The following is a 21,558-nucleotide window of genomic DNA, read 5'->3' as shown; positions in this document are numbered from 1 at the left end:
TACTCCTTAAGGTATACTTATTTTTATCATTCTCATAAAAAATCAAGCCTATTTTGATGATAATTAAAAACGAAAACGAAATAGAAATTACAGTTGTATAAATTATTATTGTAAAAAGATTATTTTTGATTTTAATTCTACAGTGATTTATAAAAACTAAAGTAATATTATTATAAAAAACAGGGAAGAATAAGAAAAAAACAAAATTATAAATAATGAAATTAGATATTTTAGCCTTTGGTGCGCATCCAGATGATGTTGAGTTGGGGTGTGGTGCTACAATTGCCAAAGAAATTTCCTTAGGAAAAAAAGTGGGAATAGTAGATTTAACAAGAGGAGAACTTGGTACTCGTGGTTCTGCAGATTTAAGAGATGTAGAAGCTAAAAATGCTGGTGAGATTTTAGGGGTTAATATTCGTGAAAATTTATGTTTTGCAGATGGTTTTTTTACAAATGATAAAGAACATCAATTAGCAATTATAAAAATGATTCGTAAATACCAACCTGATATTGTTTTATGTAATTCGATTGATGATAGGCATATAGATCATCCAAAAGGCAGTAATCTAGTTTCGGATGCATGTTTTTTAAGTGGTTTGTTAAAAATTGAAACCAAAGTAGAAGGGAAGCAACAAAAAAAATGGAGACCAAAACAAGTGTACCATTATATACAATGGAAAAATATTGAACCCGATTTTGTAATTGATGTAAGCGGTTTTATTGATATTAAAGAAAAAGCTGTAATGGCATATACTTCTCAATTTTTTGATCCAAATAGTAAAGAGCCTGAAACCCCTATTACAAGTAAAAATTTTATAGATAGTATACACTATAGAGCTAGAGATTTAGGTAGACTTATAAATGTTGATTTTGCAGAAGGTTTTACCTCAGAGCGTTACGTGGCAGTTGAAAGTTTTGAGAAATTAATTTAATTTTTTCTTTTTTTTAAACTTAAAATATATTTATATTTGCACCCGCAACAAATGGTGGTTGTAGCTCAGTTGGTTAGAGCGTCGGTTTGTGGTACCGAAAGTCGTGGGTTCGAGCCCCATCTTCCACCCAAAATTGTTCAATTAAAAAGCCTTTCTTTAAGAAAGGCTTTTTTTATGTCTAAAAAAAATACGATTTGTGTTTATAAAAAGTGTTTAATATTCTATGTTAATACTGGATCAACACCAAAAGTTGTGGAGTACAGATAAAAAATAGAACTTTGATATTTAAAATATATAAGGTTGGGAGATTTCAATTGATGTTATAAAATTATTATTACTAGAAGTTTTAGTAAATTACTTTAAACTTACCAAGTATGAAGTCAAACAAGAAGAACTTCATTTCTATTTTACAGAGTTAAATACAGTTCCAGAAGAGTTTAAAGGATTAAAACTAAGCTCTAAAGGCTTCTTTCCAGAAGCTACTATTCAAGACTTTCCAATTCGAGGTAAAAACGTTTTTCTACATGTTATTAGACGACGTTGGGTTGAATAAAATTCTAAAAAAGTAGTGACAAGAGATTGGCAATTAGTAGCAAAAGGCACTAGAATTACAAGTGAATTTGCTACTTTTTTAAAACAGATCAGTCAGTAATAATGCTGTTAGCACTAGTATTGTAGCTAATTTTTACGGAGTAAATTCTAGAAAACTACAAAGACAATACAAAGATTATTTAAGTGAATTTAAACACTGGAATCAAAAGTCACATGCCAAACAATGGTTATTGTTTCCTAAAAATATTGGAGCGCATTTTTCTATAGACGAAACCGCCTTTTCAAATGGAGATCTATACACTATTGTAACTAATAAAAAAGCAAAAGGTAAAAAAGGAGCTCTAATTGCTATGATCAAAGGAACCAAAGCTGAAGTTGTGATCAAAATTCTTCAAAAAACACCTTTAAAATCAAGAAAAAAAGTAAAAGAAATAACTCTTGATATGGCTGGTAATATGGGATTGATTGCTAAAAAATCATTTCCCAACGCATCACAAGTTATTGACAGGTTTCATGTGCAAAAATTAGCTTTAGAGGCACTTCAAGAAATTAGAATTGAACTTCGATGGGAAGCCTTAGACAAAGAGAATGATGCTATAGGAAAAGCTAGAAATAAATCAATAAAATATGTACCTAAACTATTTAAAAATGGAGATACATTAAAACAATTATTAGCCAGAAGTAGATATCTACTTTATAAACCTAACCACAAATGGAATAAAAATCAACAAAATAGAGCAAAAATACTTTTTGAAAAATACCCTGATATAGAAAAAGTTTACAAACTTTGTCAAAATTTATCATGGATTTATAATCAAACAAAGAACAAAACTTCTGCCTTAATTAGGCTTGCTAAATGGAATGAGAAAGTAAGACAAGCACAGTTTAAAAGTTTTAATAGTATTGCTAGAACAATAAATATTCATTATCAAAATATTCTAAATTATTTTGATAATAGAAGCACAAACGCTTCAGCTGAATCTTTTAATGCCAAAATTAAGGCTTTTAGAGCACAATTTAGAGTGGTTAGGAATATAGAGTTCTTACTTTTTAGACTAACAAATATTTATGCTTAATTTTTAAATCCCACAACTTTTGGTATTGATCTCAGAAAAATTGTATGCCAAATTTACTTGTTCCTAAAATAGATTCTCAAGATTAAAATGAGTTGATTTTATTTTGGTTGTAAATTGGCTTCTATTCTGTATTAAAGGAACCCCAAAAGTGATTCCATTTTTCTGTATAAAATGAATTGATTACTTAAAACGGAATTGAACAGGTTCTTAGAATAAATACAATTGCCTATCAAAAAAACAGAAAACGAAGATGCTTTTTATTCTTCCATTGAGTGGTACACATTTTGCACATCATCATCTTCTTCTAAACGTTCTAATAATTTATTGACATCTTCCTTTTGTTCGTCAGAAATTTTTGAGGTGGTAGTTGGTATTCTTTCAAAACCAGAAGAAAGAATCTCAATATTATTTTCTTCAAAATACGTTTGCAGTGAACCAAATTGCTCAAAAGGTGCATATATAATTATACCTTCTTCATCATCAAAAACTTCTTCAACCTCAAAATCTATGAGTTCTAATTCTAGTTCTTCTAAATCTTCAATATTTTCTTTACTTACTGTAAAATTACAGGTATGATCAAACATAAAAACAACAGAACCAGAAGTTCCTAAATTACCATCACATTTGTTAAAAGCAGCTCTAACATTAGCTACAGTTCTGTTATTATTGTCTGTAGCAGTTTCTAATAAAATAGCAATACCATGTGGTGCATAACCTTCAAATAATACTTCCTTATAATTGGCTGTATCTTTATCAGATGCTTTTTTTATAGCACGCTCTATGTTATCTTTAGGCATATTGGCTGCCTTAGCATTCTGAATTACAGCACGCAAACGAGAATTGGTGTCAGGATTTGGGCCTCCTTCTTTAACTGCCATCACAATATCTTTACCAATTCTGGTAAATGTTTTTGCCATAGCTGACCAACGCTTCATTTTTCTTGCTTTCCTAAACTCAAATGCTCTACCCATTTCTAAAGATTGTTTTTAATTAAAATGCGCACAAATGTAAAGATTACATTGTTTTTTCACAATTATTCGATTGATTAAAATATGAAGAATTCAAGAATAAATAAATCTAAGATTGGCTTACTAAAACGCCTTAATAAAAAAACGTTAATATGAATAATATTTAAATATATTAAAACGAAAAAATGAGATTATTTATTCTTGAATTCTATACCATTTATTAATTTAAGAGTTGGTAAGATTGTTTTGCAATTTCTATTTCTTCATTTGTTGGTATCACCAAAACTTTTACTTTTGATGCAGAAGATTGAATTTCTCTTATGTCTTTAGAGCGTTTTGCATTTTTTTCGTTATCTAAATTGATGCCTAAAAAATCTAAATTTTCACATGCTAATGCTCTCATTATTGCAGAATTTTCTCCAATTCCTGCAGTAAACACAATGGCATCTAAACCATTTAAAGCCGCAACAAAAGAACCTATAAACTTTTGAATTCTATAAGCAGCTAATTGAAGTGCGTTTTTACAATTTTCATCTCCATCATTCGCTTTTTCAGAAATTTCTCGTAAATCAGAATGACCAGTTAAACCTAACATTCCAGATTTTTTTTGTACAATATTATTAACTTCTTCTGCGCTTTTATTGAATTTTTTCATCAAAAAGAAAATCACAGAAGGATCTAAATCTCCAGAACGCGTACCCATAATAAGACCATTCATTGGGCCAAATCCCATAGAAGTATCAATTGTTTTACCATCTTTAATTGCTGCCATACTACAGCCATTACCTAAGTGTATGGTAATAACTTTAGAGTTTTTCTTATCTAATTTTTCAATTGCTTTTTCTGATACGTATTTATGGCTAGTACCATGAAAACCATAAGCTCTAATATGGTGTTCATCTAAATACACATTAGGTATTGCAAATTGATAGGCTTTTTTGGGCATGGTTTGATGAAAAGCGGTATCAAAAATTGCAATTTGTTTTGCAGATGTAAAAATTGTTTCTGCAATTTCTATACCTGTTAAGTTTGCAGGATTATGCAAAGGAGCTAAATCAAACAACTGTCTAATCTCCTCTTTTACTTGGTTTGTAACCAAAACCGTTTTACTAAATTTATCTCCACCATGTACCACTCTATGACCTACTGCTTCTATTTCATCAACATTACTAATAACACCAATTTTAGCATCCATTAATGTATCTGCAATTTTCTTTAACCCAATTTCATGATTTAAAATAGGCAATACTTCAGTATGTTCATCAGCATCTTTTTCGTGAGTAAAAATAGCATCATCCATACCAATTCGTTCAACAATTCCAACACATTTTACTATTTGTGTTGGCATTGTAATTAATTGATATTTTAAAGAAGATGATCCTGCATTTAAAACTAAAATATTCATATTATTCTTGATTTGCTTGAATTGCGGTTAATAAAACTGTATTAAATATATCTTCTACAGTACAGCCTCTACTTAAATCGTTTACGGGTTTGTTTAAACCTTGTAACATTGGGCCAATAGCTAGTGCACCAGTTTCTCTTTGAATGGCTTTATAAGTATTGTTTCCTGTATTTAAATCTGGGAAAATTAATACTGATGCTTGGCCAGCTACTTTAGAATCTGGCATTTTTGTTTTGGCTACAGACATGTCTACAGCTGCATCATATTGTATTGGACCTTCAATTTTTAAATCGGGTTTTTTTGTTTGTACAATTTCTGTTGCTTTTCTTACTTTTTCAACTTCTTCTCCTTTTCCAGAGCTTCCAGATGAATAAGATAACATAGCTACTTTAGCTTCTATACCAAAAGCTTCTGCAGAATGTGCAGATGAAATGGCAATTTCTGCCAATTGTGCTGCATTCGGATTTGGGTTTACAGCACAATCTCCCATTACAGAAACTCGATCTGATAAACACATAAAAAATACAGAAGACACTACAGAAACTCCAGGTTTTGTTTTTATCAATTGTAAAGATGGTTTTATAGTGTGCATAGTTGTATGTACTGCACCAGAAACCATACCATCTGCCAAGCCATTTAAAATCATAAGCGTACCAAAATAAGAAACATCACGAACCAAATCTACAGCAGTAGTTTCTGTCATGCCTTTATGTTTACGAGCTTCGTATAAAGTTTTTGCAAAATCATCATTATAAATAGAATCTTCTGGATTTAAAATATTGATTTTTTCTAAGTCTATTTGCAAACCAATCTGATCGCATTTTAATTGTATGGTATTTTTATCTCCTAAAATTGTTAAATCAACAATATTTAACAATTGCAATCTTGCAGCTGCTGTTAAAATTCTGTCGTCATTTCCTTCTGGTAAAACAATATGCTTTCTATCTTGTCTTGCTTTTTGTAGCAAGTTGTATTGAAACATACTTGGTGTTAATCTTTCTGATTGAAAGGTAGATAAAATGTTGGTTAAACGCTCTACATTTACATAATTATCAAAAGTATCTAAAGCCAATAAGATTTTTCTATTGTTGCTAGCGTATATTTTTGGTTGAACAGCGCCAATTTTATTAGAAATACTAAAAGTACCTCCACTTACTGAAATAATTGGAATAGTAGATTGTACCCCTTCAATTAGTTTGATAATTGAATCTTCTGGAATTAATTTACCAGTTAAAATTATTCCTGCAATTTTTGGATAGTTACTAGAAGCATTTGCTTGTAATGCGCCCAATATAATATCTGCTCTATCTCCAGGAGTTACTACAAGTGCATTTTCTCGAATTCTAGTTAAGTAGTTTCGTAGTTGCATAGCACCAATACTATAGCTACCAATGGCATTATCTATAAATTGTTCACCAAATAAAATAGTACTATCTAAGGCATCAACTACTTCTTTTACTGTGGGGTATGCTAAAAAGTTAATATTAGGTATAATATCTATTGATACTTTACTCGGAAAAACTTTAGTTAACTCTTGTTTGATAAAACCAACTTCATCAATTTCAATTTTATTAGCAATTACACCAACTACATCTACCTCTTTATTTACAAACGAATTGTAGGTAATTTGCATGGTGTTGATAAAATCTTTTTTCTTTTTACCATTTCCAGCCCCAACAATTAAAACCGGAATTCCTAAGTTTTTAGCAATCATTAAGTTTACATCAACTTCTGTAAAACCACCTTCGCCCGAAAAATCTGTACCTTCTACCAAAACATAATCAAACTTTTTTTCGAGTTCTTTATATTTTTTTATGATGGTATGTATAATTTCGTCTTCTTTACCTTCACTCAATAACTCTACTACTTCATATTGATGATATGCAAAACATTCATCATGATTTGTGTCTAAATTAAAAAAACTTATTGCAGTGTTGGTGTGATTGTCGAATGCGTCATTTATCCCTTTATTAATTATGGGTCTAAAATAGCCTACTTTTGGAGACCTGGTTAACATCATTCTTAATAAACCTAAAGAAACTAAAGATTTTCCACTATTAGATTCTATGGTTGTTACATAGATTGCTTTACTCATTTGTATGTATTGTGTTGATTGTTGCTGGCAAAAGTAAGACATAAAAAAAATACTAAAAGTGATATTAGTCATTAAATTATGATTTTTAGCTAAAAAAATCACGAAAAAAATGACAAATACATAACTTTTATCAAAGTATGTAAAGGAATATTTTTTTTAAAAAAAGATATGGCATTTCTTTTAATTTTAGTTACTCTTAATTGTAGTTGTTTTTACGTCAAAAAATATTTGTAAAATTATGTTAAGTAAAAATAAATACGCTTAACTTTACTTGTTGTTATATAAATTCCACTTCTTTTTGCTTTTTTCATAGCATTTTTTTGATTTTTATTTTTTTTTGCTTTATTTGAGTAATGAGAAAGATAATAAGAAAAGGCTCAAAAAAAGGAACTCTAGTTTGTATTCATGGCAACTCTTCGTCTAGTGATGTATTTGAGTCCCTATTAAATTCAAATAACATAAACCACACAGTAGTTGCTGTAAATTTACCTGGTCATAAAAACAATCTTGATGATTTTAAACATCATACTGATTTTTCAATGTCTTTTTTTAAAGAAAGTTTGATTGAGGAAATTAATACGATTAAAGATGAAATTATTCTTGTAGGGAATTCTATGGGTGCACATTTGGCTATAGAAATAGCGAATGATATTAACCACTTAAAAGGATTGATTATTTTTGGAGCACCACCTGTAAAAAAACCAATTAATTTTGAAGAGGCTTTTTTACCTGTTGAAGCTTTACAAACCTATTTTACAGCTAATCCACCAGAAGAAGCTATAGATGCTGCAGCTAATATTGCAGTAGAAAATAAAGAAAAAGCTGCATTAGTGGCTAATTATTTTAAAAGTACAAACCCTTTAGTGCGTAAACATATAGCTGAAGATATTTTTAGTGGTAACCTAGACAATCAATATAAAATTTATACAAATTTATTAGTACCCAAATTTATTATAGCTGGAGACAAAGACGCCTCAGTAAATTTTGAATATTTGAAAAAGGTTAATGATAATTCTAAAAACTCTGAACTGATTATTTTTGAAAACTGTGGACATTATCCAAGCTTAGAAAAACCAACAGAATTTTTAGAGACCATGATTTTAATACTTTCTAAGATTTTTTAATGAAAAAATATACTGAAAAAGAAATAATTTCTAATAATGAGCATTTTACCTATAGATTAAGAAATTTATATATTAAAGATCAACAACTTTTTCATCAGTTTAAAGACTTTATTTCTCTACCTTTTTATATTAATGATAGAAAATCATTTGATTATACATTATTTAGTCAGCTTTTTTTTAGTCTAGGAAAAGAAATTGAAGATTTGTATACCATTGGGCATCAATACCTCTCTAAAATATCTGAACCTACTTTATTTCAAATTGCCAAAGGCAAAGCTAAAAAGTTTCATTTATTAGACGATAATAATGCAATTTGCTCTTATTTACAATGCATTTGTTTAAATAATAAAATGACTCATTTTATAAGTAATAAATGTATTATTGATGAAAATTCAACCATTAATACTTCTCTTTTTCCAGATCAAATCAATTCTATTTCAAAATTATTTAATAATTTACTACCAGACTCTAAAAGTGCTTCAACTTACTGGTTGCGCTTAAAAACCCTTACTAAACAAGAAAAATCATTTTAAAAATGGTTGGCTGTGGTGTTTCTAATAATAATATAAGTAATCAGCTTTTTATATCTAAGCATACGCTAAATACCCATAGAAAAAATATTTACAGAAAATTAGAAATTAAAAATATGGCTGAGTTGATAAAATTTTCTATTGCAATGGATTTGTTGTAACCTGTTGCAATTAATTACATTATTTTATATATCGATAATGGCCAATAATTGTAAAGCTAAACAAACAATCTTCTAAAACCTGGCCTGAGCCAATATTATGTACAATTAAATAACGTTTCCCATCTGTTGATTTTCTATTCACTACAATGCCAGTATGTGTAATTGCTCCACCTAAATTCCAACATACAATATCTCCAGGTGTATAGTCTTTTGGGTTTTTGGTCATTGGTTTCACAGTACCTTTTCTAGCAAAAAAAGTCATTAAGTTGGGTACTCTTCTATGATCAATATGTTTATCAGTTCTTTTCAATCCCCAAATTTTAGGGTAAAAGGAAAAGTTATTTTTCATATCTTCATGTACTTCTTTTTGTAAGTCAATACCTAATTTTCTAAACGCTCTAATAATTACATCTGTACAAACACCCTTGTCTTTGGGTACATCTCCATTAGGGTAATCAATAGAAAAATAGCTGGGGTCATAAGTTACTTTATCTTTTGTTAATGATAAAGCAGCAACAGAGAGTTTATCATCTTGAGAAAAAGAATGTTGAAAAAAGATTAGAAATAAAAATATAAATAATTTTTTCATTAATTTTAACTACTAACTACTAACTACTAACTACTAACTACTAACTACTAACTACTAACTACTGACTACTGACTACTGACTACTGACTACAAACTACAAACTACAAACTACAAACTACAAACTAATTTACTTCGGACTATAAACAGCACAAGGAATAATAACTTCCTCTAAAGAAACCCCACCATGTTGATAGGTGTTTTTGTAGTACTTTACAAAGTGATTAAAGTTATTAGGATATGCAAAAAACAAATCTTCTTTAGCAAAAATAAACGGAGCATTCATAGCAACTGTGGGTAAAAAAATATCTTTAGGATTACGAACTGCATACACGTCCTTGTCCTCATAACTTAAACTTCGTCCTGTTTTGTATCGTAAATTTGCACTTATGTTTTTATCGCCAATTACTTTGGATGGATTTTTACAATTAATCGTTCCATGGTCTGTAGTGATAATTAATTTTTGCCCTAAATGTTGTGCTTTTTGAATAATTTCAAATAAAGGCGAATTCTTAAACCAACTTAATGTTAAACTTCTGTAAGCTTTATCATCGCCAGCCAATTCTTTAATTACTTCCATTTCTGTTTTAGAATGCGATAGCATATCTACAAAATTATAAACTACAGTAGTCAAGTTATTTTGTTTGGTTCCATTATAGTTGTCAGCCAATTCTTTTCCACTTTTTAAAGAAGTAATTTTATAATATTCGTGTGTAATGTTTAAACTTAATCTTTTTATTTGAGCTGTTAAAAACTCGTTTTCATATAAATTCATGCCTCCATCATCTGTATCGTTTTTCCAATAATTAGGATAACGTTTTTCCATTTCAGAAGGCATCAATCCAGAAAAAATGGCATTTCTGGCATATTGTGTTGCAGTAGGTAAAATAGAAAAGTAAGAATATTCTTCTTCTTTCTTATAAAAATTGTTGATTAAAGGTTCTAATATTCTATATTGATCATAACGTAAGTTATCTATAACCACCCATAAAACACCTTGTTTATCGTTTAATTCTGGTACAACATAATCTTTAAATAAGGTATGTGAAAAAGTAGGTTTATCATTGGCTGTTAAAAAATCTTCGTAATTCTTTTTGATAAATTTAAAAAACTGATTGTTAGCTTCTTGTTTTTGACTTTCTAAAATACCTAACATGCCAGAATCACTTATATTTTCTAATTCTAACTCCCAATGCACTAATTTTTTATACAAATCAATCCATTCTTCATAATTATTTACCATTGCCAAATCCATTGAGATTTTGCGAAACTCTTGTTGATAGCTAGAGGTTGTTTTAGCTGATACCAAACGAGAATTGTCTAAATTTTTCTTTAAAGTCAATAAAATCTGACTAGGATTTACTGGTTTAATCAAATAATCTGCAATTTTAGAGCCAATAGCCTCTTCCATAATATATTCTTCCTCACTTTTAGTAATCATTACAACAGGCAAATTTGCTTGTTTTTGTTTAATTTCTGCAAGGGTATCTAAACCAGTTAAACCAGGCATATTTTCGTCAAGAAAAACAATATCAAAATTTTCTTCATCTACTAAGTCTATAGCGTCAGCACCATTTGTACAAGTGGTTACAGTGTAGTTTTTGCGTTCTAAAAAAAGAATGTGAGGTTTTAATAGTTCAATTTCATCATCTACCCATAAAATTTGTATACTGCTCATATATTGTTTTTATATTTTAACATTTAACGTTAAATGTAGTATTTTGTTATATGTTTTAGGGCTTTAAAATGATAAAATATTGCCAAAAAAATACAATTTAAAATGTACTCTTTTGATATTCATAGCTTAGTTGCCTGTTAAAATTCAATATATAATATTTGCGATTTAAAAGCATTAAGTCGTATTTTGCCTTAGATTGATAAAAACTCACTTTTGAAGAAAAAAAAACCGAATAAACTCAAAATTTTAAATGACCCGATTTATGGATTTATTCAGATTCAAAACCCTTTAATTTTTGATATTATAGAGCATCCCTATTTTCAAAGATTAAGACGCATTACACAAATGGGGTTTTCAAACTTGGTATATCCAGGGGCAAATCATACTCGTTTTCATCATGCCTTAGGGTGCACATATTTAATGGAAAAAGCAATAAGAGTGTTGCGTTTTAAAGGTATTCAAATTTCTGAAAACGAAGAAAAAGCGTTATATATTGCTATTTTGTTACACGATATTGGTCATGGTGCATTTTCTCATGCACTAGAGCATAGTATTGTTAGCGGAATCTCGCACGAAGAAATTTCTTTAAAGTTTATGCATCAATTAAATAAGGAATTTAAAGGAGCATTAGATTTAGCCATTTCAATTTTTGAAGGGAAATATCATCGCAAATTTTTGTATCAGTTAATTTCTAGCCAGTTAGATATTGATCGATTAGATTATTTAAAACGCGATAGCTTTTATACAGGCGTAACCGAGGGTAATATTTCATCAGATCGATTAATTGTTATGATGAATGTTAAAAATGATGAATTGGTTATTGAACAAAAAGGAATTTATTCTGTAGAAAAATTTTTAATAGCAAGACGTTTAATGTATTGGCAAGTGTATTTGCATAAAACAGGCATAGTTGCCGAGAATATGTTGGTTAATGTATTAAAAAGAGCCAAAGAATTAGCAGAAAAAGGAGTGGAGTTGTTTGGCAGTGCAGCTTTAAAATACTTTTTGTACAATCAAATTAATCAAGATAATTTTACTGACCAAACTTTACAAATGTTTGCTAAATTAGATGATTATGATATTTTATCGGCTATAAAAGAATGGACAAATCATTCTGACAATATTTTATCTTTATTATCAAAAATGATTGTCGATAGAAAGTTATTAAGAATTGAGGTTCAAAAAGACCGTTTTGAGAATATTCAGGTAGATAAAAAGAAAAGGAAATATGCAAAAAAAATGAATTTATCTATAGATGAAATGGATTATTTTGTTTTCTCACAGAAAATTCAAAATCAAGCCTATCAAACTCAAAAACCAATTTACATTCTAAATAAAAAAGGTAAACTTAAAGATATAGCAAAAGCATCCGATCAATTAAATTTACAAGCCCTAACAAAACCTGTTGTAAAATACATAATTTGCTATCCAAAGTAAAATGAGATTAGCCAAATACCTATAAATTTTATACTTTTGCATTTGATGAAATTTACAGCAAAGCAAATAGCAGATATTTTAGAGGGCAGAGTAGTGGGTAATCCTGATGAAGAAGTTTCTAAATTATCTAAAATAGAGGAAGGTGAAAAAGGATCGTTAACCTTTTTATCAAACCCAAAATATAATCCATATTTATATACCACAAATGCATCAATTGCTATTGTAAACGAAACTTTTGAACCAGAAAAAGAAATTATCACTACACTTATAAAAGTAGAAAATGCATATAAAGCATTTTCTAAATTATTAGAGTTTTACAATGAAGTAAAAAATAATAAAAGTGGTAGAGAGCAACCTTATTTTGTTGCAGCATCTTCTAAAATTGGTGCTAATGAATATCTTGGGGCATTTTCTTATATAGGAGAAAACGTAGTTATTGGTAATAATGTTAAAATTTACCCTAACTGTTATATAGGTGATAATACTACAATAGGTAATAATTGTACAATTTTTGCAGGAGTTAAAATTTATTCAGAAACACAAATAGGTAATCATTGTAAAATCCATTCAGGCTGTATTATTGGTTCTGATGGTTTTGGTTTTGCACCAGATGACGATGGGCATTTTAACGCCATACCACAAATAGGAAATGTAATTATCGAAGATTATGTTGATATAGGTTCTGGTTCAACAATAGATAGGGCAACATTAGGTTCAACAATCATTAAAAAAGGTGTAAAGCTAGACAATCAAATACAAATAGCTCATAATGTTGAAGTTGGTGAAAATACTGTAATTGCAGCACAAACTGGCATTGCTGGTTCTACAAAAATAGGCAAAAACTGTATGATTGGTGGTCAAGTGGGTATTGTAGGGCATATTACAATTGGTAATCATGTTAAAATACAAGCCCAATCTGGGATTTCAAAAAAATTAAAAGACAATGAAGTTGTACAAGGTACACCAGCATTTAGTTATCCCGATTTTAACAAAAGTTACGTTCATTTTAGAAATTTACCTAAAATGGCAGCTACAATAAATAAAATAGAAAAAAATTTAAGCGCTGAATAAAGTTAGTGAAAAATGAGTAAAAAACAAAAAACAATCAAATCAGAGGTTTCTTTATCAGGTGTAGGTTTGCATACTGGTAATACTGTGTCAATGACGTTAAAACCAGCCCCAATAAATCACGGTTTTGCATTTTGCAGAGTAGATTTAGAAGGCGCTCCAACCATTGAGGCTAAAGCAGAGTATGTTGTTACTACCCAAAGAGGAACAAATTTAGAAAAAAACGGAGTACAGATTCAAACTTCTGAACACGTTTTAGCAGCTGCTGTTGGTTTAGATATCGATAACTTGTTGATTGAAGTAGATGCTTCTGAACCACCAATTATGGATGGATCATCAAAATACTTTGTAGAAGCATTAGAAAAAGCGGGTATAGAAGAACAAGATGCAGAAATAGAAGAATATGTTGTTAAAGAAATTATTTCTTATAAAGATGAAATCTCTGGCAGCGAAATCATTTTAATGCCTTCTAGCGAGTATCAAGTCACAACTATGGTAGATTTTGGTACTAAAATTTTAGGTACGCAAAATGCTACATTAGAGAATATTTCAGATTTTAAAGATGAAATTGCAGCTGCTAGAACATTCAGTTTTTTACATGAAATTGAAATGTTATTAGAAAATGACCTCATAAAAGGTGGAGATTTAAATAATGCCATTGTATATGTAGATAAAGAATTATCGGAAAGCACAATGCAAAAATTAAAAAAGGCATTTAAAAAAGATAATATTTCAATTAAACCTAATGGAATTTTAGATAACCTAACTTTACATTGGGCAAATGAAGCTGCTCGTCATAAATTATTAGATGTTATTGGTGATTTGGCGTTAGTGGGTACAAGAATTAGAGGTAAGGTAATTGCTAATAAACCAGGACATTTAATCAATACACAATTTGCTAAAAAATTAGCAAAAATTATAAAAGCAGAAAAAAGGAATAACGTTCCTCAATACGATTTAAATAAACCACCATTACTTGATATTCATCAAATCATGGATATTTTACCTCACAGACCACCTTTTCTGTTGGTAGACAGAATCATAGAGTTGTCTGATAGACATGTGGTGGGTATGAAAAATGTAACAATGAATGAAGATTTCTTTATTGGGCATTTTCCTGGAGCTCCTGTTATGCCAGGTGTTTTACAAGTTGAAGCTATGGCTCAGTGTGGAGGTATTTTAGTGTTAAGTACTGTACCAGATCCAGAAAACTATTTAACATATTTCATGAAAATGGACAATGTTAAGTTCAAACAAAAAGTGTTGCCTGGTGATACTTTAACGTTTAAAGCCGAATTAATTACACCAATTAGAAGAGGTATTTGTCACATGCAAGCATATGCATATGCTAATGGAAAATTAGTTGCAGAAGCAGAATTAATGGCACAAATAGCAAGAAAAAAATAAAATATGAATCAGCCTTTAGCTTATGTACACCCCCAAGCCAAAATTGCAAGAAATGTAGTTATAGAACCTTTTACAACCATACATAATAATGTAACCATAGGTTCTGGAACTTGGATAGGTTCTAACGTAACAATTATGGAAGGCGCTACAATTGGTAAAAATTGTCGAATTTTTCCTGGTGCAGTAATTTCTGCTATTCCTCAAGATTTAAAATTTGATGATGAAGAAACTACTGTAGAAATTGGCGATAATGTTACTATTAGAGAATGTGTTACAATTAATAGAGGTACAAAAGATAGATCTAAAACAGTAGTTGGTGATAATTGTTTAATTATGGCATATTGTCATATTGCTCACGATTGTTTTGTGGGTGATAACTGTATTTTTTCTAACAATACAACCTTAGCAGGGCATGTAACCATTGGTGATAACGTAGTTTTAGCAGGTATGGTAGCTGTGCATCAATTTGCCTCAGTTGGTAATCATGCATTTGTAACTGGAGGCTCATTGGTTAGAAAAGATGTACCTCCTTATGTAAAATCAGCAAGAGAACCTTTATCTTATGTAGGAATAAATTCAGTAGGATTAAGAAGAAGAGGTTTTACCACAGAAAAAATTAGAGAAATTCAAAATATTTATAGAATTTTATTTCAAAGAAATTACAACAACTCTCAAGCCATAAATATTATTGAAGCAGAAATGGAGGCTACTCCAGAGAGAGATGAAATTATTCAATTTATTAAAGACTCTCATAGAGGGATAATGAAAGGATATTATAAAGCAAATTAATAAAAGTTGTTGGATACTGTTTTTTAGTTTTTAGATAACAACCTAAAACATAAAACCAACAACTAAAAAATAAAAAACCATAAAATGGCAACAACATCAGATATTAGAAACGGATTATGTATTAGATATAATAATGATATCTATAAAATTGTAGAATTTTTACACGTAAAACCAGGTAAAGGACCTGCTTTTGTTAGAACTAAATTAAAAAGTGTTACTAATGGTAAAGTAGTAGATAATACGTTTCCTGCAGGTAGAAAAATTGATGATGTAAGAGTAGAAACACATAAATTTCAATATTTATATAATGATGGTGATACCTATCATTTTATGAATGAACAAGATTATTCTCAAATTCAATTGCAAAAAAATGCATTAGATGTACCTGAATTAATGAAAGAAGGAGAGATTGTAACCATCATTATCAATTCTGAAGATGATATGCCTTTGTCTGTAGAAATGCCACAGAGTGTTATCTTAGAAGTTACACATACAGAACCAGGTGTTAAGGGTAATACAGCAACAAATGCCACAAAACCGGCAACTGTAGAAACTGGAGCATCAGTAAATGTACCTTTGTTTATCAATGAAGGCGATAAAATTAAGATAGAAACTACAAAGGGTACTTATCAAGAACGTATTAAAGAGTAAAAAAGCTTTTAGTAATTAGCCTTTAGCTAATTGCCAAAAGCTAATAGCCAAATATGAAATTCAAAACTCCACAAACTTTACAAGAAATTGCATCACTTTTAGATGTAGATTTTATTGGTGATAAAAATTTTGAGATTCTAGGAATCAATGAAATTCACGTAGTAGAAAAAGGAGATATCGTTTTTGTAGATCATCCTAAATATTACGATAAAGCTTTAAATTCGGCTGCCACAACCATTTTAATCAACAAAAAAGTAGATTGTCCAGAAGGTAAAGCTTTGTTAATTTCTGAAGATCCTTTTCGAGATTTTAATAAAATTACCAAACATTTTAATCCTTTTATTGCATCCAAAGTAAGTATTGCAAAAACTGCGATTATTGGTGAAGATTCTATAATTCAGCCCAATGTTTTTATTGGTAATAATGTAGTTATTGGTAAAAACTGTGTCATTCATCCCAATGTAACCATTTATGATAATTGTATCATTGGTAATAATGTTACAATTCATGCCAATACAGTGTTAGGTGCAGATGCTTTTTATTACAAAAACAGACCTACAGGTTTTGATAAATTGATTTCTGGAGGTAGAGTAGTTTTAGAAGATAATGTAGACTTAGGTGCGTCTTGTACTATTGATAAAGGAGTTACAGGAGATACAACCATTAAACAAGGTACAAAAATAGACAACCAAGTCCATGTAGGGCATGATACCGTAATTGGTAAAAAATGTTTAATAGCCTCGCAAACAGGTATTGCAGGTTGTGTTATTATAGAAGATGAGGTTACCATTTGGGGACAAGTCGGTACCAATAGCGGAATTACAATTGGTAAAGGAGCTGTTATTCTTGGGCAAACAGGAGTTACAAAATCGGTTACAGGAGGTAAATCTTATTTTGGTACACCTATTGAGGAATCTAGAGAAAAATTAAAACAATTGGCTGGTTTAAAAAGATTGTTAAAAGAAAATAAGAAAACCAACTAAATTTTAACTTTTTATATAGAATTCTTAAAATAAGAATTTTCTCTTTTTCTTTTTTTGAAAGCCAACAATCAACTATTTTTGCGTAATTAAAATTAACAGATATCCATTATAATTTTTTCCTTTTCGGAAATATTTAATAAAAATGGGCTTAAAATAATAAACCATGAGTGTTTTAGTAAACAAAGATTCAAAAATTATTGTACAAGGTTTTACTGGTAGTGAAGGTACATTTCACGCTGGTCAAATGATTGATTATGGAACCAATGTTGTTGGTGGTGTTACTCCAGGTAAAGGAGGTCAAGAACACTTAGGAAAGCCAGTTTTTAATACAGTTGTAGAAGCTGTAGAAAAAGTAGGAGCTGATACCTCAATCATTTTTGTACCACCAGCATTCGCTGCAGATGCAATTATGGAATCTGCTGATGCTGGAATCAAAGTAATTATTTGTATCACAGAAGGAATACCTACTGCAGATATGGTAAAAGTAAAAGCCTACATTGCAGATAAAGATACAAGATTAGTTGGGCCAAACTGCCCAGGAGTTATTACTCCAGAAGAAGCTAAAGTTGGTATTATGCCAGGTTTTATCTTTAAAAAAGGTAAAGTAGGTATTGTGTCTAAATCTGGTACGTTAACTTATGAAGCTGCTGACCAAGTTGTAAAACAAGGATATGGAATTACAACTGCTATTGGTATTGGTGGAGATCCAATTATTGGAACTACAACTAAAGAAGCTGTAGAAATGTTAATGAATGATGATGAAACTGAAGCAATTGTAATGATTGGTGAAATTGGTGGTAATTTAGAAGCTGAAGCTGCTCAATGGATTAAAGCTGATGGAAACAGAAAACCAGTTGTTGGTTTTATTGCTGGGCAAACTGCACCTGCTGGTAGAACAATGGGGCATGCAGGAGCTATTGTTGGTGGTGCTGATGATACTGCACAAGCAAAAATGGAAATCTTAGCAGCAAATGGTGTTCACGTAGTAAGTTCACCAGCTAAAATTGGAGAAATGGTTGCGAAAGTATTAAAGTAAATGTAAAAACATTAAATAATTGTTAAAGTTTTATAATAAATCTTATTAAAATCCGTTGAATTTGTAAATTCAACGGATTTTTTTATTCAACCAAATTAAATATTATGAAACAGATTAAAGTATTTGCTTTGAGTATGTTATTAGTTTCAGCAATAAGCTGTAATACTAATAAAGAAAAAAGCTACGAAGTTACTTCGCAAAAAGACACCAATGGTATAACCTACGAAACTGTAGAAAATGATCCTACAGGTTTACGATTGTATACCTTAGATAATGGTTTAAAAGTGTACCTCAGTAAAAATGAAGACGAACCCAAAATTCAAACTTATATTGCTGTAAGAGCTGGTTCTAATTACGATCCAAAAGAATCTACAGGTTTAGCTCACTATTTAGAGCATATGGTGTTTAAAGGCACTCACAAAGTTGGTACTGCTGATTGGGAAAAAGAGAAAGTGTATTTAGAAAAAATTTCTGATTTATATGAGCAGCACAGAACAGAAGAAGATCCAGAAAAAAAGAAGGCTATTTACCAAGAAATAGACAAAGTTTCTTTAGAAGCTTCTAACTATTCTATTGCTAATGAATATGATAAAATGACAGCTTCTTTAGGAGCAACTGGCACAAATGCTTATACTTGGTTTGAGCAAACTGTGTACACTAATAAAATTCCTGCTAATGAATTTAATAAATGGATTACATTAGAATCTGAACGATTTAGCACGTTAGTGTTACGATTATTTCATACGGAATTAGAAGCGGTTTTTGAAGAGTTTAATAGAGGACAAGACAACGACTTTAGAAAACGTTATGCTGCAATGTTAGATGGTTTATTTCCAAATCATCCTTATGGTCAACAAACAACAATTGGTACAGGTCAGCATTTAAAAAATCCTTCAATGGTAGATATTCATAATTATTTCGATAAATATTATGTACCCAATAATATGGCTATTGTTTTAGTTGGTGATTTAGATTTCGATAAAACAATATCAAAAATAAAAGAAACTTTTGGAAAGTTCGAAAAGAAAGAGTTAACGTATCCAACGTTACCAAAAGAAGAACCAATTACACAACCCATTGTAAACGAGGTTTTCGGACCAACATCAGAAAATATTTCTATTGCTTACAGATCTGGAGGTGTAAATACAACTGATGAAAAAATGGTGACTTTAGTTGATATGATCATGGCAAATGGAAATGCGGGCTTAATCGACTTAAATTTAAATCAAAAACAAGTTGTACAATATGCATCTTGTTCACCTACTTTTTTAAATGATTATGGATATCATACGTTTACAGGATCACCAAAATCAGGTCAATCTTTAGATGAGGTAAAAGATTTGTTATTAGAACAAGTTACAAAATTAAAGAATGGTGAGTTTGATGAATGGATGATTGGTGCAGTTGTTAACGACTTAAAATTAAGTGAAACTCGTCAATATGAAAATAATTCAGCTTTAGCAGATAAATATGTGGAAGCATTTATTTATCAACAAAACTGGGCAGATAGAGTAAAGTTTTTAGACGATTTAAAGAAAGTAACTAAAGAAGAGTTAGTCGCATTTGCAAATACTTTTTATCAAGATAATTATGTAGTTACCTATAAAAGAAAAGGTGAAGATAAAAATATTGTAAAAGTCGAAAACCCAGGGATAACACCTGTAAACTTAAATAGAGACAAAAGTTCAGAGTATATTTTAGCTTTTAATAAAATGGAATCTGAAGAATTAAAACCTCAATTTGTAGATTATAAATCAGCAATCAAAGAAACCAAAACTGCAAATGATATTAAAGTATCTTATGTTTTAAACGAAAAGAATGATTTGTTTGATATGAACATCATTTTTGATATGGGAAGTGATAATGATAAAAAATTATCTTTAGCAGCAGGTTATTTAGAGTATATAGGTACAGATAAATATACCAACGAAGAATTAAAAAAGGAATTTTACAAATTAGGAATTTCTTATTATGTAAGCACAGGAAGAGATAAAACCTATGTAGGTTTAAACGGATTAAAAGAAAATTTACCAAAAGGATTAGAATTGTTAGAGCATTTATGGGACAATGCCAAAGCTGATGAAGATGCATACAATAAATATGTTGAAAAAATTTACAAAGAGCGCCAAGATGGAAAAACCCAAAAAGGAAATATTCTTTGGAACGGATTAATGAATTATGGTAAATATGGTGAAGATTCTCCTTTAAGAGATCTTATGCAGATTGATGAATTAAAAGCCATAAACCCAGAAGAATTAGTTGCTTTAATTAAAGACATGAAAAACTTCAAACAACGTGTTTTTTATTATGGTAAAGACGTTGATAATGCAGTAACAGCTTTAAATAAAGAGCATAAGATTTACGGCGAATTAAAAGAATATCCTGTTGCAAAAGAATACAAAGAAACCGAAACTGGTGGTAATGTTTTCTTTACAGATTATGATATGGTGCAAACAGAAATGTTATTCTTAGCAAAAGGTGATCCTTTTACGCCAGAAAATATGGCTGCATCAACATTATTTAATACCTATTTTGGTAGTGGATTATCATCAATTGTGTTTCAAGAAATTAGAGAATCTAAATCGTTGGCATATTCTGCATTTGCATCTTATCAAGGAGCATCAAAAAAAGATTCACCAAATTATGTTATGGCTTATGTGGGTACACAGGCTAATAAATTAGAACAGGCTGTAGATGCTATGATGGAATTAATGAATGATATGCCAGAGGCTGATAAACAATTTCAAGCAGCAAAAGAATCAACCTTAAAAAAATTAGCAGCTCAAAGAATTACAAAATCAAATATTTTTTGGTCTTATGAAAGATTACAAAAATTAGGAATTGATAATGATAACCGAGAAGAAATGTACAATACCATTAAAAACATGACAATGGAAGATTTAAAAGCATTTTTTGATAAAAATATTAAAGGCGAATCTTACAATGTTATGGTTTTTGGTAATAAAAAAGATTTAGACGTAAAATCTTTACAAAAACTGGGGAAAATAAAAGAGTTAGAAGTAGATTATTTATTTAACTATGTTGATGAAAAAAAGGTAAAATCTTAATAGAAATACTTCC

The 21,558-nt window shown here is 29.9% G+C and carries 18 protein-coding genes and 1 tRNA gene; 14 read left to right on the top strand and 5 right to left on the bottom strand.

The genetic code is table 11. The features are described 5' to 3' along the window. The first annotated feature begins 215 nt into the window (after positions 1–215). The 3 genes from bshB1 to SJY27_RS02500 all read left to right on the top strand — a co-directional run bounded on the left by bshB1 (position 216) and on the right by SJY27_RS02500 (position 2,560). Positions 216–932 carry a bacillithiol biosynthesis deacetylase BshB1 gene (gene bshB1 / locus SJY27_RS02510; protein ID WP_397446674.1) on the top strand — a complete coding sequence of 239 codons (717 nt, stop codon included), beginning with the start codon at positions 216–218 and terminating at the stop codon, positions 930–932. Positions 933–985: 53 nt separating this feature from the next. Beyond that, positions 986–1,061 (top strand) — tRNA-His (locus SJY27_RS02505). Between the two features lie 542 nt (positions 1,062–1,603). Next, positions 1,604–2,560: a transposase gene (locus SJY27_RS02500; RefSeq protein ID WP_397447954.1), complete on the top strand. Its 957-nt coding sequence runs from the start codon at positions 1,604–1,606 to the stop codon at positions 2,558–2,560. Positions 2,561–2,817: 257 nt separating this feature from the next. Here SJY27_RS02500 and SJY27_RS02495 read toward each other — a convergent pair whose 3' ends face one another. The 3 genes from SJY27_RS02495 to pta form a co-directional block, all read right to left on the bottom strand. Further along, on the bottom strand, positions 2,818–3,531 hold the full coding sequence (locus SJY27_RS02495; protein WP_397446673.1) for a YebC/PmpR family DNA-binding transcriptional regulator: 714 nt from the start codon (positions 3,529–3,531) through the stop codon (positions 2,818–2,820). Between the two features lie 217 nt (positions 3,532–3,748). Continuing rightward, complete coding sequence (locus SJY27_RS02490; protein WP_397446672.1) at positions 3,749–4,933, bottom strand: acetate/propionate family kinase; 1,185 nt, start codon at positions 4,931–4,933, stop codon at positions 3,749–3,751. Between the two features lies 1 nt (position 4,934). Further along, positions 4,935–7,028: a phosphate acetyltransferase gene (gene pta / locus SJY27_RS02485; protein ID WP_397446671.1), complete on the bottom strand. Its 2,094-nt coding sequence runs from the start codon at positions 7,026–7,028 to the stop codon at positions 4,935–4,937. A gap of 353 nt (positions 7,029–7,381) precedes the next feature. On the opposite strand from pta, the gene SJY27_RS02480 reads away from it, so the two are divergent. The 3 genes from SJY27_RS02480 to SJY27_RS02470 are packed head-to-tail and all read left to right on the top strand — an operon-like array spanning position 7,382 to position 8,843. Then, complete coding sequence (locus SJY27_RS02480) at positions 7,382–8,152, top strand: alpha/beta hydrolase (RefSeq protein WP_397446670.1); 771 nt, start codon at positions 7,382–7,384, stop codon at positions 8,150–8,152. Beyond that, entirely contained in the window at positions 8,152–8,685 is a 534-nt protein-coding gene (locus tag SJY27_RS02475) for a hypothetical protein (RefSeq protein WP_397446669.1), read from the top strand. The genes SJY27_RS02480 and SJY27_RS02475 overlap by 1 nt, the downstream gene beginning before the upstream one ends. A gap of 2 nt (positions 8,686–8,687) precedes the next feature. Further along, the gene (locus SJY27_RS02470) at positions 8,688–8,843 is read left to right on the top strand and encodes a response regulator transcription factor (RefSeq protein WP_397446668.1); all 156 of its coding nucleotides are present in this window, start codon (positions 8,688–8,690) and stop codon (positions 8,841–8,843) included. 19 nt (positions 8,844–8,862) lie between these two features. On the opposite strand, the gene SJY27_RS02465 is transcribed toward SJY27_RS02470, so the two are convergent. After that, a complete protein-coding gene (locus tag SJY27_RS02465) occupies positions 8,863–9,432 on the bottom strand; it encodes a DUF1287 domain-containing protein (RefSeq protein ID WP_397446667.1) in 570 nt (189 codons plus the stop codon). A gap of 126 nt (positions 9,433–9,558) precedes the next feature. Next, on the bottom strand, positions 9,559–11,106 hold the full coding sequence (locus SJY27_RS02460) for a response regulator (protein WP_397446666.1): 1,548 nt from the start codon (positions 11,104–11,106) through the stop codon (positions 9,559–9,561). A 213-nt stretch (positions 11,107–11,319) separates the two neighbouring features. Here SJY27_RS02460 and SJY27_RS02455 point away from each other — a divergent pair, with 213 nt between their 5' ends. The 8 genes from SJY27_RS02455 to SJY27_RS02420 all read left to right on the top strand — a co-directional run bounded on the left by SJY27_RS02455 (position 11,320) and on the right by SJY27_RS02420 (position 21,545). After that, the gene (locus tag SJY27_RS02455) at positions 11,320–12,543 is read left to right on the top strand and encodes an HD domain-containing protein (RefSeq protein ID WP_397446665.1); all 1,224 of its coding nucleotides are present in this window, start codon (positions 11,320–11,322) and stop codon (positions 12,541–12,543) included. Between the two features lie 45 nt (positions 12,544–12,588). Then, entirely contained in the window at positions 12,589–13,614 is a 1,026-nt protein-coding gene (lpxD, locus tag SJY27_RS02450; protein ID WP_397446664.1) for a UDP-3-O-(3-hydroxymyristoyl)glucosamine N-acyltransferase, read from the top strand. 12 nt (positions 13,615–13,626) lie between these two features. Continuing rightward, positions 13,627–15,018, top strand: a complete 1,392-nt coding sequence (locus SJY27_RS02445; RefSeq protein WP_397446663.1) for a bifunctional UDP-3-O-[3-hydroxymyristoyl] N-acetylglucosamine deacetylase/3-hydroxyacyl-ACP dehydratase — start codon at positions 13,627–13,629, stop codon at positions 15,016–15,018. A gap of 3 nt (positions 15,019–15,021) precedes the next feature. Beyond that, positions 15,022–15,807 carry an acyl-ACP--UDP-N-acetylglucosamine O-acyltransferase gene (gene lpxA / locus SJY27_RS02440; protein ID WP_397446662.1) on the top strand — a complete coding sequence of 262 codons (786 nt, stop codon included), beginning with the start codon at positions 15,022–15,024 and terminating at the stop codon, positions 15,805–15,807. 84 nt (positions 15,808–15,891) lie between these two features. Beyond that, positions 15,892–16,458 (top strand): elongation factor P, encoded by a 567-nt coding sequence (gene efp, locus SJY27_RS02435; protein WP_397446661.1) that lies wholly within the window; start codon positions 15,892–15,894, stop codon positions 16,456–16,458. Positions 16,459–16,511: 53 nt separating this feature from the next. Next, positions 16,512–17,441 carry a UDP-3-O-(3-hydroxymyristoyl)glucosamine N-acyltransferase gene (locus tag SJY27_RS02430; RefSeq protein ID WP_397446660.1) on the top strand — a complete coding sequence of 310 codons (930 nt, stop codon included), beginning with the start codon at positions 16,512–16,514 and terminating at the stop codon, positions 17,439–17,441. A 163-nt stretch (positions 17,442–17,604) separates the two neighbouring features. Next, positions 17,605–18,477 carry a succinate--CoA ligase subunit alpha gene (gene sucD / locus SJY27_RS02425; protein ID WP_397446659.1) on the top strand — a complete coding sequence of 291 codons (873 nt, stop codon included), beginning with the start codon at positions 17,605–17,607 and terminating at the stop codon, positions 18,475–18,477. A gap of 104 nt (positions 18,478–18,581) precedes the next feature. After that, positions 18,582–21,545, top strand: a complete 2,964-nt coding sequence (locus SJY27_RS02420; protein ID WP_397446658.1) for a M16 family metallopeptidase — start codon at positions 18,582–18,584, stop codon at positions 21,543–21,545. Positions 21,546–21,558 lie beyond the last annotated feature (13 nt).

Source organism: Polaribacter sp. R77954 (assembly GCF_044595335.1).
Classification (GTDB): domain Bacteria; phylum Bacteroidota; class Bacteroidia; order Flavobacteriales; family Flavobacteriaceae; genus Polaribacter.
The sequence above is the reverse complement of the archived record's forward strand: the minus strand, read 5'-3'. Positions and strand labels throughout refer to the sequence as shown.